Source organism: Ralstonia sp. RL (assembly GCF_001683835.1).
GTDB classification, from domain to species: Bacteria; Pseudomonadota; Gammaproteobacteria; order Burkholderiales; family Burkholderiaceae; genus Ralstonia; species Ralstonia mannitolilytica.
On sequence record NZ_LWRX01000227.1, the window covers coordinates 1 to 16,395 of the forward strand.

At 64.1% G+C, this 16,395-nt stretch carries 15 protein-coding genes; 8 read left to right on the top strand and 7 right to left on the bottom strand.

The genetic code is table 11. From position 1 onward, the window contains the following. The 5 genes from A6M56_RS20870 to A6M56_RS20890 form a co-directional block, all read right to left on the bottom strand. Positions 1-1,013 (bottom strand): ABC transporter ATP-binding protein (locus tag A6M56_RS20870; protein ID WP_286758378.1); only part of this gene is annotated, 1,013 nt, incomplete at its 3' end. Then, on the bottom strand, positions 1,006-2,817 hold the full coding sequence (locus A6M56_RS20875) for an ABC transporter permease (RefSeq protein WP_102080154.1): 1,812 nt from the start codon (positions 2,815-2,817) through the stop codon (positions 1,006-1,008). The genes A6M56_RS20870 and A6M56_RS20875, both read right to left, overlap by 8 nt. Before the next feature lie 87 nt (positions 2,818-2,904). Further along, complete coding sequence (locus tag A6M56_RS20880; RefSeq protein WP_102080153.1) at positions 2,905-4,011, bottom strand: ABC transporter substrate-binding protein; 1,107 nt, start codon at positions 4,009-4,011, stop codon at positions 2,905-2,907. Between the two features lie 122 nt (positions 4,012-4,133). Next, on the bottom strand, positions 4,134-5,651 hold the full coding sequence (locus tag A6M56_RS20885; protein ID WP_102080152.1) for a sensor histidine kinase: 1,518 nt from the start codon (positions 5,649-5,651) through the stop codon (positions 4,134-4,136). Next, a complete protein-coding gene (locus A6M56_RS20890) occupies positions 5,648-6,349 on the bottom strand; it encodes a response regulator (RefSeq protein ID WP_045784983.1) in 702 nt (233 codons plus the stop codon). Before A6M56_RS20890 ends, A6M56_RS20885 begins: the two co-directional genes overlap by 4 nt. A gap of 93 nt (positions 6,350-6,442) precedes the next feature. Here A6M56_RS20890 and A6M56_RS20895 point away from each other — a divergent pair, with 93 nt between their 5' ends. Both A6M56_RS20895 and A6M56_RS20900 read left to right on the top strand, forming a co-directional pair. After that, positions 6,443-7,585 carry an ABC transporter substrate-binding protein gene (locus A6M56_RS20895; RefSeq protein ID WP_045784982.1) on the top strand — a complete coding sequence of 381 codons (1,143 nt, stop codon included), beginning with the start codon at positions 6,443-6,445 and terminating at the stop codon, positions 7,583-7,585. A 332-nt stretch (positions 7,586-7,917) separates the two neighbouring features. Continuing rightward, positions 7,918-9,051 carry a porin gene (locus A6M56_RS20900; RefSeq protein WP_102080151.1) on the top strand — a complete coding sequence of 378 codons (1,134 nt, stop codon included), beginning with the start codon at positions 7,918-7,920 and terminating at the stop codon, positions 9,049-9,051. Positions 9,052-9,535: 484 nt separating this feature from the next. On the opposite strand, the gene A6M56_RS20905 is transcribed toward A6M56_RS20900, so the two are convergent. After that, on the bottom strand, positions 9,536-10,741 hold the full coding sequence (locus A6M56_RS20905; RefSeq protein ID WP_102080150.1) for a Do family serine endopeptidase: 1,206 nt from the start codon (positions 10,739-10,741) through the stop codon (positions 9,536-9,538). Between the two features lie 19 nt (positions 10,742-10,760). On the opposite strand from A6M56_RS20905, the gene A6M56_RS20910 reads away from it, so the two are divergent. Further along, positions 10,761-11,507, top strand: a complete 747-nt coding sequence (locus A6M56_RS20910) for a Nif3-like dinuclear metal center hexameric protein (protein ID WP_045784979.1) — start codon at positions 10,761-10,763, stop codon at positions 11,505-11,507. Between the two features lie 15 nt (positions 11,508-11,522). Here A6M56_RS20910 and mscL read toward each other — a convergent pair whose 3' ends face one another. Next, positions 11,523-11,951 (bottom strand): large conductance mechanosensitive channel protein MscL, encoded by a 429-nt coding sequence (gene mscL, locus A6M56_RS20915; RefSeq protein WP_045784978.1) that lies wholly within the window; start codon positions 11,949-11,951, stop codon positions 11,523-11,525. Between the two features lie 245 nt (positions 11,952-12,196). On the opposite strand from mscL, the gene petA reads away from it, so the two are divergent. The 5 genes from petA (at position 12,197) to A6M56_RS20940 (ending at position 16,312) form a co-directional block, all read left to right on the top strand. Beyond that, positions 12,197-12,805 carry a ubiquinol-cytochrome c reductase iron-sulfur subunit gene (gene petA, locus A6M56_RS20920; RefSeq protein ID WP_045784977.1) on the top strand — a complete coding sequence of 203 codons (609 nt, stop codon included), beginning with the start codon at positions 12,197-12,199 and terminating at the stop codon, positions 12,803-12,805. Then, the gene (locus tag A6M56_RS20925) at positions 12,805-14,208 is read left to right on the top strand and encodes a cytochrome b (RefSeq protein WP_102080289.1); all 1,404 of its coding nucleotides are present in this window, start codon (positions 12,805-12,807) and stop codon (positions 14,206-14,208) included. Before petA ends, A6M56_RS20925 begins: the two co-directional genes overlap by 1 nt. Positions 14,209-14,246: 38 nt before the next feature. Further along, a complete protein-coding gene (locus tag A6M56_RS20930) occupies positions 14,247-14,993 on the top strand; it encodes a cytochrome c1 (protein ID WP_045784976.1) in 747 nt (248 codons plus the stop codon). Positions 14,994-15,142: 149 nt separating this feature from the next. Further along, positions 15,143-15,754: a glutathione S-transferase N-terminal domain-containing protein gene (locus tag A6M56_RS20935; protein WP_004634649.1), complete on the top strand. Its 612-nt coding sequence runs from the start codon at positions 15,143-15,145 to the stop codon at positions 15,752-15,754. Between the two features lie 63 nt (positions 15,755-15,817). Further along, positions 15,818-16,312, top strand: a complete 495-nt coding sequence (locus A6M56_RS20940) for a ClpXP protease specificity-enhancing factor (protein ID WP_045787674.1) — start codon at positions 15,818-15,820, stop codon at positions 16,310-16,312. Positions 16,313-16,395 lie beyond the last annotated feature (83 nt).

Sequence of the window (16,395 nt, forward strand, 5' to 3'; positions counted from 1 at the left end):
GCGCTGTTGGCGTAGGCGCGCAGACCGGTACCGGCGTCCCCCGTGGCGCGGAACAGGCACTCCCACCGATCGCCGAGATACATGCGCGTCGCCAGCGGCAGGCGGATGGTGTTGTCGGCGTTGTCCTGCCCGACGCGCACCTGCTCCAGGCGGATCACGCCATGGGCGGGCGCACCGGGCTTCAAGTCGCCGCGCGCGACACCCCACAGCGACCAGCCGCCGGTCTCGTCTACCAGCCGGGCCATGCCGTCGCGCACCTCGGCGATCTTGCCGTTGATGCGGTTGTTGCTGCCCATGAACTCGGCGGTGAACAGCGTCTGCGGCGCGCCGTACATTTCTTCGGGCGTGCCTTGCTGCTCGATCACGCCGTTGTTCAGCAGCAGGATGCGATCGGACATGGCCATCGCCTCGCTCTGGTCGTGCGTGACCATCAGCGCCGACAGGCCCAGACGCACGATCAGCTCGCGCAGGAAGGCACGTGCTTCTTCGCGCAGCTTGGCGTCGAGGTTCGAGAGCGGCTCGTCGAGCAGGATCACAGGCGGGTTGTAGACGAGCGCGCGGGCGATGGCCACACGCTGCTGCTGGCCGCCGGACAGCTGGCTCGGGAAACGCTCGCCGAGATGGCCGAGGCCCAGTTGCTGCAGCACGGCCTGCACGCGTTCCTTGATCTGCGCAGACGGCGTCTTGCGCAGCTTGAGCGGATAGGCGACGTTCTCGGCCACGGTCTTGTGCGGCCACAGCGCGTAGGACTGGAAGACCAGGCCCAGGTTGCGCCCTTCGGCCGGCACGTCGAGCTTCTTGGCGCCGTCGAACATGACGCGGTCGCCGATCTTGACGGTGCCCTGGCTGGCTTGTTCGAGGCCAGCCACAGCGCGCAGCAGCGTGGTCTTGCCCGAACCGGACGGGCCCAGCAGCGAGACGACCTCGCCCTTCTGCAGCTGCATCGAGACACCCTTGAGAACCGGGTTGTTGCCGTATTGCAGGTGCAGGTCGTTGACAGTGAGTTCAATCATGGAGCTTCACTCCGAAACGCAGTGCGATGCCGAGGCCCACGGCCACCAGCACGATATTGACGAAGGACAGCGCGGCGACGATATCGATGGCGCCGCCCGCCCACAGGGAAACCAGCATCGAGCCGATCGTCTCGGTGCCCGGCGACAGCAGATACACACCGGTCGAGTACTCGCGCTCGAAAATCAGGAAGATCAGCAGCCAGGCGCCGAGCAGGCCGTAGCGCGTGAGCGGCACGGTCACGTCGCGCGTGGTGCGGGCGCGGCTGGCGCCGACCGAGCGCGCGGCTTCCTCCAGCTCCGGTCCGACTTGCAGCAGCGCAGCCGAGATCAGGCGCAGGCCATACGCGAGCCACACCACCGTATAGGCGATCCACACGCTGAAGATCGTGCTGCGCAGGTCGCGCAGGCTCGGCACGATGTGCTCGATGATCCAGTTGGCGAACGGCACGCTGCTATCGGTGAGGGCGGTTTCGACCCAGTTCGGCACGAACAGGAAGACCCACAGGAACGCCAGGCCTGCCAGCAGCCCCGGAATGGCGCGCGGCACCAGCACGCTGTAGTCGAGAAAGCGCGTCCAGCCATCCGGCTTGCGGTGCATGGCCAGGCCGATGCACGTGTAGCACGCCACGGCAATCGCGCCGCCGATCACGCCAATGAGCACCGTATTGACCATCGCGCGCACGAACTGCGGCTGCTCGAAGATCTGCTGGAATGCCGTGGTGGAGAACGCCTGCACCAGCGACACGCCTTCACCCCAGTTCGACACGAACGCACGCAGCGCGATGCCCGACAGCGGCACCACCACCGTCACGAAGAACCACAGCACCACCACCGCCCACGCCGGCCAGCGCCAGCTGCCCAGCGGTAGCGGACGGCTGCGCGTGACCTTGCCCTTGACGGTGACGAAGCGGTTGGCCGACTTCAGCATGTAGCGTTGCAGCAGCACCAGCGGGAACGTCACCATCACCAGGCAGACCGCGACGGCGGCCATCAGGTGATACGCTGGGGTGCCGAGCTTGTTGGTCAGCTTGTACAGATACGTTGCCAGCACAAGGTGACCTTCCGGATCGCCCAGCACGAGCACCAGGCCGAACACCTCGAAGCCCAGGAACGTCACCAGCACGGCGGCGTACAGCAGGGCGGGGCGCACCATCGGCAGGCTCACGTTCAGCGCCACCGACAGCGGCGATGCCCCCGCGATACGGGCGGCTTCTTCCACGTCCGAACCGAGACTGCGCAGCGCCGACGAGACGTACAGATACACGTGAGGCACGTGCGTCAGGCCGGCAATGATGATGATGCTCGTGAACGAATACACGTTCCACGGCGCACCGCCAAACAGGCTCTTGAACCACACCGTGTAGAAGCCCACGGGGCCGGCCGACACCACGTAGCCGAACGCCAGCACCATCGGCGAGACGAACACCGGAATCATCAGCAGCGGTTCGAGGATGCGGCGGCCGGGCAGGTCCGAACGCACCATCAGGAATGCCAGGATGCCGCCCAGCGGCACTGAGATCACCGCCAGGCCGAACGCTAGCGCAGCAGATTTCTCGAAGGCGTGCCAGAAATCCGAATCGGTAAAGATGAACTGATACGCATCGAGCCCCGCCAGCGCGTCGGGCATGAAGAACGGCGCGGACAGAAAGCTCTGGTAGAAGATCAGCGCCAGCGGCGTGAAAATCGCCAGCGCGGTAAGCAGAATGACCACGCCGCGCGGCAAAGCCTGTCCCACACGCGTCCAGGGCGAGCGCTTGAGGGAGACTTCGGCGACGGCGGCACGGTCTTGCGCTAGAGAACGCATGGTGCCTCCAGGAGGGGCCGGCGCCAGAAACGGATGGCGCCGGAAGGTCGGTCAGAGAAAGGGTGTCGCGATCAGCAGTTCAGCAGATCAGCGGCCGGCGGCGGTGCGCCATTGCTTGATGAACTCCAGACGCTTCTTCGGCTCCAGGAACGCCAGGATCGATTCGTCCACCGGGATCGGCTTGATCGTGTTGCCCAGAATCTTCTTCAGGCCGGCGGCGGTGGCTTCGCCCGTCACGTCTTCGCGCAGCGAGTGCAGATCCGACTTGTTGGCGAGGATTTCCTGGCCGCGCTTGGACAGGATGTAATCGAGCCACAGCTTGGCCGCGTTCGGGTTCCTGGCCTTCTTGGCGATCATCGCCACGCGCGACACCACGAGCGTGTAGTCCTTCGGATAGACGATGCCGATCGACGGATCCTTCTTGGCGCGCGCAATCGCGTACGAACCGAGGATGTTGTACGCCACCAGGGTTTCGCCCGAGGCCACGCGCTCCATCATCGTGCCCGTGGAGGACTGCAGCACCAGGTTCGGCCCGACCGCCTTGACGAAATCAAAGTACTGCGGCGAGTCGACGTTGTCCTGGGCGGCCATCATGAAGCCCACGGCGGACTTCTCGATGTCGTACGTCGTGACCTTGTTCTTGAAGCGTTCGGGCTGGCTGGCGATGAGCTTGGCGAAGTCGGCGTGCGTCTGCGGCACCTCGTTGTCCTTCACCAGGCGCTTGTTGTACAGGAACACGGCCGGCTCATACGTCGTGCCGTAGGCCAGGCCCTTGTAGACGGACCACTTCGGCAGGTTCGGGACTTCGGGCGAGTCGTACTTCAGGGCGTACGTCTGCGCGAGCTTGAGCTGCGAGTCCATCGACGAGTTCCACATCATGTCGGCCGAGGCGCCGCCGGCGGCTTGCTCGCTGATGAAGCGGTTGTACAGCTCGCTGCTGTTCATGTCGTTGTACTCGACCTTCACGCCGGGGTAGAGCGACTCGAAATCCTTGATCAGCGGGTCGGCAGCCTTGGTGTCCGTCGTCGCGTAGACCACGACCTTGCCTTCCTTCTTGGCGGCGGCGATGGTGTCAGCGTAGCTGGCCGGGTAGCCGGCCGGGACTTGCGCGAAGGCAGCGGTGCTGAGAGTCAGTGCGGCAGCGGCAATCGAAGCGAGAGCGGCGTGCGTGGGCACGAACGGGCCACGAAGCATGGGTTTGTCTCCTGTTTGCTTGTGATGGTGTGGGGCCGGCTACTTATGGCTTGCTGCGCGTAGCTCAGACGGATGGCCCCAGGTGCGGCGGAGTATAGAAGTCGCGCGCTTTCGCCACGCTTTCATTGCGGCTGCTGCGTTGCAGCATGCTCCGAAGGTGCGGCCGACGCCGCCAGCGGCACGCGAATCCGCGCAGACAGGCCGACGCCGCCGTGCCGGTTCGGCTCGCCGTCGGCCAGCTCGATGTGACCCCCGCTGCGAGCGGCATACGCGCGCGCGATCGCCAGACCCAGGCCGGAGCCTTCCGCGGCGTAGCGGGTGTCCTTCGGCTGCCCGGCGCGATGTCCGCCTTCATGCGCGCGCCGGAAGCGCTGGAACGCATGCGCACGTTCATCGGGGGTCATGCCGGGGCCGGTATCGTCCACGCAGACGAGCGCGTGGTCGCCATCGGCCATCGCCCGCACGGTGATGCGCCCGCCGGCCGGCGTATAGCGCAGCGCGTTGTGCACGAGGTTCGAGAGCGCCTCGCGCAGGAAAGCCGGATAGCCGATCACGGGCAGCGGCACCGCCGCGCCGCCCTCGTCCCAGCCGAGGTCCTGCTGTTTTTCACGCGCGAGCGGAAGTGCATCGACGACGACGTCGCGTGCCAGCTCGCCGAGATCGAAAGTCTCGGCCGGCGCGTCCTGCCCCGCATGGCGTGCGCGTGCGAGCGCCAGCAACTGCGTGGTCAGCCGGTTCGTCGACTGCAGCCGGGCGATGATGGCGGACAGGCTTTCGCGCACGCGCGTCGGGTCCGTTTCGCGCAGCGCGTACTCGGCTTGCGTGAGCAGCACCGCCAGCGGCGTGCGCAATTGATGCGACGCATCGGCGAGAAACTGGCTCTGCGCCTCGGCAAGTTCTGCGTAGCGGTGGATGTGGTGGTTGATGGCATTCACCAGCGGGCGCACTTCGGCCGGCACGTCGGTGGTGTCGAGCGGGCGCAGGTCGTCGGACGCGCGCACGGCGATGCTGCGTGCAAGCCGATTGAGCGGCCGCAGCGCCACGGTCACGCCGAGCCACAGCAGTGCCGCGCTCACGGCCACGAGCGCGGCATCGCGCAGCAGCGTACCGCGCCAGACTGCCTGCTGCAGCGCGCGTCGCGTTTCAATGGTTTCGGCCACCTGGATCACGATGCGCGCCGGCAGCCCCGGTTGGTACAGCGGCTTGGCGACCGCGGCCACGCGCACCGGCTCGCCGTGATACGTGGCGTCGTAGAAGAGCGGGGTGTCGTTCTCCAGCCCGGATTTGGGCAGGGGCAGGTCCTCGTAGCCGGTCAGGGCGGCCTCCGGGGGCTTGCCTGGCAGGCTCTCGAATGCGACGCGGTAATAGACGTTGCTCTGCGCCGTCGATTCGAACATCGACAACGCCACATAGGGCACGTTGACCTGCACCTGCCCGCGCTCGATCGTCACGCCGTTCTCGATCGCGCGCACCGAGCCGAGCAGGGCGCGGTCATAGGCGCGGTCGGTGGCGCCGCGCAGCGCCTGGTACGCAGACACAATGTCGATGGCCAACACGCCCACCAGCCCCGGAAGCAGCAGCCAGAGCAGCGTGAGCTTCAGGCTGCGCGGCAGCCGCAGCCAGGAGCGCGTCCGCATCATGCCGGGCTGTTACCCGCAGCGCCCGGGTCATCCGCGCCGGCTTCGAGCAGGTAACCCAGGCCGCGCACGGTGACGATCTGCACGCCCGTGCCAGCCAGCTTCTTGCGCAGGCGGTGGACAACGACTTCCACCGCGTCGGGGCTCGAATCGCTGTCCAGATTGAACACCTTGTCGAACAGATGCACCTTGCTGATGGGCTGGCCGGTCTTGTGCAGCAGGGCCGACAGCGCCGCATGTTCGCGTGGCGTGAGCGAGAGTGGCTCGCCCGACAGCAGAAAGGCCTTGCGCCCGGTGTCGAACTCCAGCGGCCCGCAGCGCAGACGCGGAAACGCCCGGCCGCGGCTGCGGCGGATCAGCGCCATCAGCCGCGCTTCGAGTTCGGACAGCGCGAACGGTTTGGTGAGGAAATCGTCGGCCCCGGCGTTCAGGCCGCGCACGCGCTCATCCAGCGCCCCCTGGGCGGTGAGGATCAGCACCGGCGTGCGGTCATCGCGCGCGCGCATGTCGGCCAGCACGGCAAAGCCGTCCTTGCGCGGCAGCCGCAGGTCAAGCACGACCGCATCGAACTCGCCCGAGCCGAGGAACGCTTCAGCCACGACGCCGTCGGCGGCACGCTCGACCACGAAGCCGCTTTGCGCCAGCGCGCGGGCAAGCCACGCAGCCAGTTCGTCCTCATCCTCCACCAGCAAGATCCGCATCGGGTGTCTCTCAATATCGTTCTGTGTGCTTTTTCATGATAATGCGTGGCGCCCGCATCCCGATCACCTGTCCAACCGATGCGGTCTATCTGAATGTCGTCCATCCCGAATTCTCGCCGCCGCTGGTTGTGTCAGGCCGCCGCGCTGCTGACCGCGGGCAGCGCCGCTCCCCGCGAGGCGGGCGCGCAGTGGCTGGCCCGTCCTGCCCCCGAGTTGCCGTCGTACTACCCGCACGATTACGGCAGGATGATCGATGCCGCGCGCCGTGAGGGCCGCGTCACGGTGTACTCGACCACGGATTTCTCCGCGGCCTATCCGCTCATCCGCGCCTTCGAGGCACGCTACCCGGGTATCACGGTCGATTATCGCGAGCAGAACAGCGACGACATCTACCGCCGCTTCCTCGCGGAGTTTTCCACCAGATCGCCTGGCGCCGACGTCGTCTGGAGCTCGGCCATGCCGGAGCAGTTCAAGCTGGTCAACGACGGCCACGCGCTGCCATATGCGTCGCCCGAGCGGCCGTATCTGCCCTCATGGGCCATCTGGAAGAACGAGGCCTACGGCACGAGCTACGAGCCGGTGGTCTTCGTCTACAACGCGCGCCAGTTGCCGGCCGACCTGATTCCGTCGACGCATGCTGACTTCGCACGCATCTTGAACAGCCATCACGATCTGCTGCGCGGCCGCGTCGCGTCGTACGACATCGAGCACTCGGGCTCCGCCTTCCTTTTTGCCGCGGAAGATGCCCGCACCACGCCGGTGTTCTGGGATGTGGCCAAGGCGCTGGGTGGCGTCAACGTGAACCTGTACATCACCACGGCCGCCATGCTCGAGCGCGTGGCTTCCGGCGAAAGCCTGCTTGCCTACAACGTGATCGGGTCGTACGCCGCCCGCTATGCCGACCGCAACCCGGCGCTCGCCATCAAGATGCCGACCGACTACACGCTCGTCGCCACGCGCGTCGCCTTTATCGCGCGCCGGGCGGCCCGGCCCAATGCCGCGCGGCTGTGGCTCGATTTCATGCTCTCCCGCGACGGCCAGAGCGTCATGGCCGACCGTGCGTTCCTCTTCTCGCTGCGTCAGGACGTGGAGACGGGGCTGACCGCCAAGCGTCTCCTCGCCGAACTCGGCAACACGCACCGGCCGATTTCCGTCGGGCCCGGTTTGCTCGCCCATCAAGATCAGCTCCGCCGTGCCGATTTCCTTAAGCGATGGCACGCCGCCCTGGGCAAATAGAAGAGATTTGAGCGCCACTTTCCGGAGGGTGCGTGGCGAGAAGGCGACAATCCAAAACTGTCACGGAAGGACAAATTCGTTGCGCCCACCCACCCGAGATTCGTCCGCCAACCCCCGTCCCGGCGGGAGAAAACGGCCCGTTGCCCCCCTTTTCGATGGGCTGCCCGCGTGTTGCCCATGAGCAACAACTTGGCCGCAAATCGCGTCCCAGAGCCAGAAAGGGTTTCCAGAATCCGTCATCGCTGGCCCATAATGCGGTCAGACGTGAGGTTTCTGCGTCGTCCATAAGGACAGTCAAGATTTCCCAATCAGTTGACAAGGAAAGTGTCGATATGAAGATGAAACTGTTTGCAGCTGCTGTTGCAGCTCTGGCCGCCGGTGGCGCCTATGCACAATCCTCCGTGACCCTGTACGGCGTGGTCGACGCTGGTCTGACGTACGCAAACAAGGTGCCGAACGGCAACGGTGGCGGTAGCTCGCGTTTCGGCCTGGATTCGGGTGGCCTGTCGGGCTCGCGTTGGGGACTGCGTGGTGTTGAAGACCTGGGCGGTGGCCTGAAGGGTATCTTCAACCTGGAAAGCGGCTTCAGCATCGACGACGGCAAGTCGGGCCAAAACAGCCGTCTGTTCGGCCGTAACGCTTACGTCGGTCTGCAAGGTCAGTGGGGTCAATTGACCCTGGGTCGTCAGCAAAACCTGCTGTACGACTTCTCGCTGATCTATGACCCGATGGCAATCGCTTCGCGTTACTCGCTGGCTGGTCAAGACGCTTACTTCGCTCAGCGTGCAGACAACGCTGTTAAGTACATCGGCACGTTCGGTGGCCTGAGCGTCTCGGCTCTGTACTCGTTCAACCGTGATGGTAATGAGCAACCTGGCCTGAGCAAGCTGGGTCGTGAGTGGAGCTTGGGTGCCAACTACGCTGGTGGCCCGTTCGCAGTTGGTGCGGTGTATGATCAGTCGAACCAAACGACTGCTTTGACCGGTGCTGCAGTTGACAACAAGGAACAACGCGCCACGATCGCTGGCACGTACGCCTTCGGCCCGGCTAAGCTCTACGCTGGCTACCGTTGGTACAAGGCTAACTTCGCAACTGTTGCTGGCAATGGCAACCTGCGTTCGAACCTGTACTGGGCTGGCCTGGGTTACCAAGCTACTCCGGCTCTGTCGCTGACGGGTACGGCTTACTACCAACAGTTCAAGAACAGCAACGCGGGCAATCCGTGGCTGTTTGTGGTCGGCACCGACTACGCCCTGTCGAAGCGCACCGACGCGTACTTCAACCTGGCTTATGCTAAGAACAGCAGCGGCTCGGGCCTGGGCGTGCTCAACCTGAACACGACCGACTCGTACGCTGGTACGACGCTGGGTAGCACCAACTTCAGCAACCAGAACGTGTACTCGAGCCCGGCTGCTGGCAACGCCAACCAGTTCGGCGCTACCGTTGGTATCCGCCACAAGTTCTAATTTGACGCGCTCGTCAGGGCGCATCGAATTAAACGGTTAAACGCCGACCCCGAAAGGGGTCGGCGTTTTTCTTGGTGCTTTGCTCGAGCAAATGTGTTGGGCATGAAACGAGTCATGCTTCTCGCCGGTAAGGCCTCAATGTTGGGCGATGGGGGAGTGGTATCTGCTCAGCCCTCGATCAGGAACGCGCTTTCTGGGCCGGGTTGGGCCGATAGAGTCGCGGTGTGGAGTCGCCCTGATTGGGCGGAGCTCGCCGCGTCGTGCCTTTTTTCGTTGCGAGTTCAGCGGGCACTCTGACTGCACCGCCTGAATGGTGCCGGCCGCGGCGCAGCAAAGCGGCGGAGAGATGGTGGGCGCTGCTTGCTCGAAGCGGGGTGGCAAGAAAGCGCCGCAGCAACGACATCTCCGTGCTGCGCTTCCGCTGCGGGCCGCCAACAAAAAACGGCGGCACACCGGCCGCCGTCTGCTGTTGAGGCTGCAACGCTTATTGTTCGTCGTCCGGCGTGGGCATCGGCACGTTGCGCCGTGCCGGCGGCGGACGCTTGCCGACGATGATCGTCAGCTCCACGGGTCTGCCTTTGCGCGACACCGTCACTTTGGCCTCGGCTCCGGGCTTGAGCTGCGCAATGCTGTTGAGCAGCGCCGTCGTATCGAGGATCGACTCACCATTGACGCTGGTGAGAATGTCACCCGGACGCAGCCCGGCCCGATCTGCTGGCCCACCCTGGACCACCGCGGCGATCAGCGCGCCATCCTTGCGCGACAGGCCGAACGATTCGGCAATCTCCGGCGTCACATCCTGCGGCTCGACGCCAATCCAGCCGCGCACCACGCTGCCGGTCGAAATGATCGACTCCATCACTTGCTTGGCGAGCGACACCGGAATCGCAAAGCCAATGCCCAGCGAGCCGCCCGAACGCGAGTAGATCGCCGTATTGATGCCGACGAGGTTGCCTTCCGCGTCCACCAGCGCGCCGCCAGAGTTGCCGGGGTTGATGGCCGCATCGGTCTGGATGAAGTTCTCGAACGTGTTGATGCCGAGGTGGCTGCGGCCCAGCGCCGAGACGATCCCCATCGTCACCGTCTGGCCCACGCCGAACGGGTTGCCGATGGCGAGTACCACGTCGCCCACGCGCACGTTCTCGAGTCGGCCGAGCGTGATGGCGGGCAGGTCGGGCAGGTTGATCTTGAGGACGGCCAGATCCGTTTCCGGGTCAGAGCCCACCACCTTGGCGTTGCTCTTGCGGCCATCGGTAAGGGCGACTTCGATCTCGTCGGCGCCGTCCACGACGTGGTGGTTCGTTAGAATGTAGCCTTCCGAGCTGACGATCACGCCGGAGCCGAGGCTGGCCGTGGGTTCCTGGCGCTGCTCCGGCACACGGTCCCCGAAGAAGAAGCGGAACCACGGATCCGCGCTGGCCTGCGGGTTACTGCGCTTGGGCGCATTCTTGCTGCTGAAGATGTTGACCACCGCAGGCATCGCCACCTTGGCGGCCTCCGCGTAGGAGTTGCTCGAGGTGCCGCCATGGCCGATCGGCGCAACTTCCTTGAGCGCGACGATGGGCGAGCCGGATTGCACCGCCACCCTGCCGCGCTGCAGCCATTCGGGCTTGAGCGTGGCGATCACAAACCAGATGGCCAGGACGACCGTGACGGCTTGCGCAAAAAACAGCCAAAAGCGGCGCAACATAGGGCGAAATTGAGTCGAAATGGATCGAAAAGAACTTGAATTGTACTTGAACGACCTGTTGCAGGCGGCCCGTTTTCGGGACTATTGCCCCAATGGTCTGCAGGTGCAAGGGCGCGAAACCGTGATGCACATCGTGACCGGGGTGACGGCCAGCCTGGCCTTGGTGGAAGCCGCCATCGACGCGCACGCCGATGCCATCCTCGTGCATCACGGCTATTTCTGGAAGGGCGAAGACGCCCGGATCGTCGGCCAAAAGCACGCGCGTCTCAAGGCGCTCCTTGCGCACGGCGTGAACCTCTTTGCCTACCATTTGCCGCTCGACGCGCATCCCGAGCTCGGCAACAACGCGCAGCTCGGCGCGCTGCTCGGCATCGAGCCCAAAGGCCGGTTCGGCGATGACGAGCTCGGCTGGATTGGCGAGCTGCCGCAGCCGACCACGCTGGCCGCGTTTGCAGAGACGATTTCGGCGCGGCTGGAGCGTGCGCCGCTGGTGATTGGCGATCTGGACCGCCCCGTGCGCACGGTCGGCTGGTGCACCGGGGGCGCGCAAGGCTGGTTCGATGCGGCCGTGGCGGCCGGCGTGGACGTCTATCTGAGTGGAGAGGCGTCTGAGCAGACGACGCATCTGGCGCGTGAATCGGGCGTGGCCTATATCGGGGCCGGCCATCACGCCACCGAGCGCGGCGGCGTGCGGGCGCTTGGCAACCACCTCGCCGGGCGTTTTGGCGTACGCCACACCTTCATCGACATCCCGAATCCGGTGTGATATCGCAACGCCTGTTCACGGCTTGTTCTTGAGGCTGTCGCGAATCTCGCGCAGCAGCACGATGTCTTCGGGCGTTTCGGCCGGGGCGGCCGGCGGGTTGGCGTCGATCACGCGCGTGATGGCACGTACCATCAGGAACACGATGAAGGCGAGAATCAGGAAGTTGACCGCCACGGTAATGAAGTTGCCGTAGGCAAACACCGGCACGCCGGCCTTCTTGAGGTCGGCCAGCGTGTGGGGCACGCCTGCGGGCGCGTCGGCAAGCGCAATGAACAGGTTCGAGAAATCCAGCTTGCCGACGATGCGGCCCACCAACGGCATGATCAGGTCATTGACCAGCGAATCGACAATCTTGCCGAACGCGGCGCCAATGATGACGCCAACCGCCAGGTCGATCACGTTGCCGCGCATGGCGAATTTTTTGAAATCTTGCATCAGTGCCATCGGTTTTCTCCGGATTGTTTGATTCGAGACAAACGGTCAAGCTGCGGATCGGTTGACCTGAATTGTTGAAAACGGGGTTGCAATCCGCGTGCCGAAGCCTTGTCAGTGCTGGGTTGGCGGGCCATCGGCGCATTCACTATATCTGCAACCGCCGCCCCCCGCGACCGCTATCGTCGGCGACGTACGCTCGGGTATAATTTTCGGTTGACGCGAATCCATCTTGATTTCTCACCCTGGGGTCTTGAATGAGTGACCAGCAAAACGTGGACAAGGGTCGCCGCAATCTTTTGATTGCGACGTCCGTGGCTGGTGGTGTGGGAGGGGTAGCGGTTGCGGCCCCTTTCGTTTGCACATTCGCACCATCTGAAAAAGCCCGCGCAGCGGGCGCGCCCGTAGAGGCCGATGTAAGCGACCTGGCTCCTGGCCAGATGAAGGTGGTGGAATGGCGCGGCAAACCGGTCTGGCTGCTCAAGCGCACGCCCGAGATGCTGGAATCGCTCAAGAAGACCGACTCCGAAGTCGCCGACCCGAAGTCCGACGTGCCTTTCACCATGAAGACACCGGACTACTGCAAGAATGAAACGCGCTCGCGTGCCGAACATAAGGACCTGCTGGTCGTGGTCGGCATCTGCTCCCATCTGGGTTGCTCGCCCTCTGGCCCGTTTCCGGCCAGCTCCAATCCGCAGCTTGGCGCCGATCCGGGCTTCGTCTGCCCGTGTCACGGCTCGACGTTCGATCTTGCTGGCCGCGTGTTCAAGAACAAGCCCGCACCGCAGAACCTCGACGTGCCGCCGTACATGTTCCTGTCCGACACGAAGCTGGTGATCGGCAAAGACGAGAAAGGGGAGGCTTGATCATGGCCGAGAAGAAGGTGGAGACAACCGGGCTGCTGGGCTGGATCGACGCTCGCTTCCCGCTGACCGAGACATGGAAGGCGCATCTGTCGGAGTACTACGCGCCGAAGAATTTCAACTTCTGGTATTTCTTTGGTTCACTGGCGCTGCTGGTGCTGGTGATCCAGATCGTCACGGGCATCTTCCTGGTGATGAACTACAAGCCGGACGGCACGCTCAACGCTGCCGGCATTCCCGTCGCCTATGCGAGCGTCGAGTTCATCATGCGCGAGGTGCCGTGGGGCTGGCTGGTGCGCTACATGCACTCGACCGGCGCTTCGGCGTTCTTCATCGTTGTGTATCTGCACATGTTCCGCGGCATGCTGTACGGCTCGTACCGCAAGCCGCGCGAGCTGGTCTGGATCTTCGGCTGCCTGATCTTCCTGTGCCTGATGGCCGAAGCCTTCATGGGCTATCTGCTGCCGTGGGGCCAGATGTCGTACTGGGGCGCGCAGGTCATCGTGAACCTGTTCTCTGCCATTCCGCTGATCGGCCCGGACCTGTCGCTGTGGATCCGTGGTGACTACGTGGTGTCGGACGCGACGCTGAATCGATTCTTCTCGTTCCACGTCATCGCGGTGCCCCTGGTGCTGCTGGGCCTGGTGGTGGCGCACATCATCGCGCTGCACGAAGTGGGCTCGAACAACCCGGACGGCGTCGAGATCAAGGCCAAGAAGGACGAGCGTGGCATCCCGCTCGATGGCATTCCGTTCCACCCGTATTACTCGGTGCACGACATCGTCGGCGTTGCGGTGTTCCTGTTCATCTTCAGCGCGATCGTGTTCTTCGCGCCGGAAATGGGTGGCTACTTCCTGGAAGCCAACAACTTCATCCCGGCAGACTCGCTGAAGACGCCGCCGCACATCGCGCCGGTCTGGTACTTCACGCCGTTCTACTCGATGCTGCGCGCGACCACGTCGGACTTCCTGCCGTGGCTGTGGGCGTTCATCGCGATCATGCTGGGGCTGCTGTTCGTGCGCTCCAAGAGCATGAAGGTCAAGGGCGTAGCGGTGGCTGTGGCCGTGATTCTGGCGCTGGGCTTCGCGTTCATCGACGCGAAATTCTGGGGCGTGGTCGTGATGGGCGGCTCGGTGGTGATCTTCTTCTTCCTACCGTGGCTGGACCAGTCGCCGGTCAAGTCGATCCGTTATCGCCCGGCCTTCCACAAGACGCTGCTGATCGTCTTCGTGATCGCCTTTGCGGTGCTGGGCTACCTGGGTATCCAGCCGCCGAGCCCGATCGGTTCGATCGTCTCGCAGATCGGCACCATTGTGTACTTCGCATTCTTCCTCGCGATGCCGATCTGGAGCCGGATCGGGACGTTCAAGCCAGTGCCTGAGCGCGTCACGTTCACGCCGCACTGATTCGAGCCCGCGCACAAGGACCCATGAAGGACACAAGAATGAAAAAGCTGCTTGCGATTTTCGCCTTGGCCGGTCTCGTGTTTGCCGCGCCCGTGATGGCCAATGAGGGTGGCGTGCCGCTCGATACGGCGCCCAACCAGTCCAGCGATGCGTCTGCGCTGCAGCGCGGCGCCAAGCTGTTCGTCAACTACTGCCTGAACTGCCACGGCGCCAGCGCCATGCGCTACAACCGCCTGCGTGACCTCGGCCTCACGGAAGAGCAGATCAAGCAGAACCTGCTGTTCACGTCCGACAAGATCGGTGACACGATGCACATTGCCATGGACCGGGACGACGCCAAGAAGTGGTTCGGCGCCGTTCCGCCCGACCTGTCGGTGATCGCCCGTGCACGCGGCAGCGACTGGCTCTACACCTACCTGCGCACGTTCTACCGCGACGACACGCGGCCGACCGGCTGGAACAACCTGGTCTTCGACAAGGTCGGCATGCCGCATGTGCTGTGGGAGCTGCAAGGCCAGCGCGTGCCGAAGTACGAGACGGTCAAGTCCGAGCACGGCGGCGAGCCGGAGCACAAGCTGGTCGGCTTCGACCAGGTCACGCCCGGCAAGATGAGCAACGTCGAATATGACCAGGCCGTCGCCGATCTCGTCACGTATCTGGACTGGATGGCTGAGCCCGCCGGTAACCTGCGCAAGCGCCTCGGTGTGTGGGTGCTGTTGTTCATCGGCGTGTTCTTCGTGCTCGCCTGGCGCCTGAATGCGGCCTATTGGAAGGACATCAAGTAAAATCGCTGTTTTCCGGGCAAGGGCTAGGCCGGTGAAACACTGGTCCTAGCCCTTTGCCTTTTCGCTTTTGTGCCGTGGCGATGCTGTTTGTCGCCGCGGTTGTACCGTCATCGGGCCGCCCCCGGCCCATGCGCCAAGGAACTACAACCATGATGGTCTTGTACTCGGGCACCACCTGCCCGTTCTCGCAGCGTTGCCGCCTCGTCCTGTTTGAAAAGGGCATGGATTTCGAGATCCGCGACGTCGATCTCTTCAACAAGCCGGAAGACATCGCGGTGATGAACCCGTACGGCCAGGTGCCTATCCTGGTTGAGCGCGACCTGATCCTGTACGAGTCGAACATCATCAACGAGTACATCGACGAGCGCTTCCCGCACCCGCAGTTGATGCCGGCCGACCCGGTGCAGCGTGCCCGCGCCCGCCTGTTCCTGTTCAACTTCGAGAAGGAACTGTTCACGCACGTCTCCGTGCTCGAGAACGAAAAGGGCAAGGCCGCCGAAAAGAACCACGAGAAGGCCCGTGCCGCCATCCGCGACCGCCTGACGCAACTCGCGCCCATCTTCCTGAAGAACAAGTACATGCTCGGTGAAGAGTTCTCGATGCTGGACGTGGCGATTGCGCCGCTGCTGTGGCGCCTCGACCACTACGGCATCGAAGTCTCGAAGAACGCCGCGCCGCTGATGAAATACGCCGAGCGCATCTTCAGCCGTCCGGCGTATATTGAAGCGCTGACGCCGTCGGAAAAGGTCATGCGCCGCTGATTGCCGCCGGGGTTGCCGGCCGCGCGGGTGTGCGGCCGCAGCTGCGTTGGTCACCATTTCATCATGCCGGAAACTTCCACCAAGCCCTATCTGATCCGCGCCATCTATGAATGGTGCACGGACAACGGCTTCACGCCATACATCGCGGTCTTCGTCGACAACAACACCAACGTGCCGCGCGAGTTCGTCAAGAATGACGAGATCGTGCTGAACGTCAGCTTCGACGCGACCAGCCAGCTCGACATGGGGAACGAGTGGATCACGTTCCACGCGCGCTTTTCGGGCGTGTCGCGCAAGATCGAGGTGCCGGTCGAGAACGTGCTGGCCGTTTATGCGCGCGAGAACGGGCAGGGCATGGCCTTCCCGGTCGAGCGCAGCAATCCTGTGACGCAGGCTGCGACCGAGCGCGAGAACAATCCGCCGCCCAAGCTGGCTGCTGTGGATGCTGAGTCCGCTCTTCCGCCGGCCCCCGCAGAAGCGGACGGCGGCCCGGACGACGAACCGCCGCCCAACGTACCCCGCATCGGCGGCAAGCCCGCGCTGAAAGTCGTCAAGTAGCACGGGTTGCTGTAGAATCGCCGTTCTTTGCCGGCTTAGCTCATCTGGTAGAGCAGTTGATTTGTAATCATCAGGTGGCGGGT

Coding starts and splice junctions, on each gene's coding strand:
- A6M56_RS20880 (WP_102080153.1), bottom strand. CDS start 4,011: ATGCTTCGTGGCCCGTTCGTGCCCACGCACGCCGCTCTCGCTTCGATT.
- A6M56_RS20895 (WP_045784982.1), top strand. CDS start 6,443: ATGTCGTCCATCCCGAATTCTCGCCGCCGCTGGTTGTGTCAGGCCGCC.
- mscL (WP_045784978.1), bottom strand. CDS start 11,951: ATGGCACTGATGCAAGATTTCAAAAAATTCGCCATGCGCGGCAACGTG.
- A6M56_RS20875 (WP_102080154.1), bottom strand. CDS start 2,817: ATGCGTTCTCTAGCGCAAGACCGTGCCGCCGTCGCCGAAGTCTCCCTC.
- A6M56_RS20890 (WP_045784983.1), bottom strand. CDS start 6,349: ATGCGGATCTTGCTGGTGGAGGATGAGGACGAACTGGCTGCGTGGCTT.
- petA (WP_045784977.1), top strand. CDS start 12,197: ATGAGTGACCAGCAAAACGTGGACAAGGGTCGCCGCAATCTTTTGATT.
- A6M56_RS20930 (WP_045784976.1), top strand. CDS start 14,247: ATGAAAAAGCTGCTTGCGATTTTCGCCTTGGCCGGTCTCGTGTTTGCC.
- A6M56_RS20940 (WP_045787674.1), top strand. CDS start 15,818: ATGCCGGAAACTTCCACCAAGCCCTATCTGATCCGCGCCATCTATGAA.
- A6M56_RS20905 (WP_102080150.1), bottom strand. CDS start 10,741: ATGTTGCGCCGCTTTTGGCTGTTTTTTGCGCAAGCCGTCACGGTCGTC.
- A6M56_RS20885 (WP_102080152.1), bottom strand. CDS start 5,651: ATGATGCGGACGCGCTCCTGGCTGCGGCTGCCGCGCAGCCTGAAGCTC.
- A6M56_RS20935 (WP_004634649.1), top strand. CDS start 15,143: ATGATGGTCTTGTACTCGGGCACCACCTGCCCGTTCTCGCAGCGTTGC.
- A6M56_RS20910 (WP_045784979.1), top strand. CDS start 10,761: ATGGATCGAAAAGAACTTGAATTGTACTTGAACGACCTGTTGCAGGCG.
- A6M56_RS20900 (WP_102080151.1), top strand. CDS start 7,918: ATGAAGATGAAACTGTTTGCAGCTGCTGTTGCAGCTCTGGCCGCCGGT.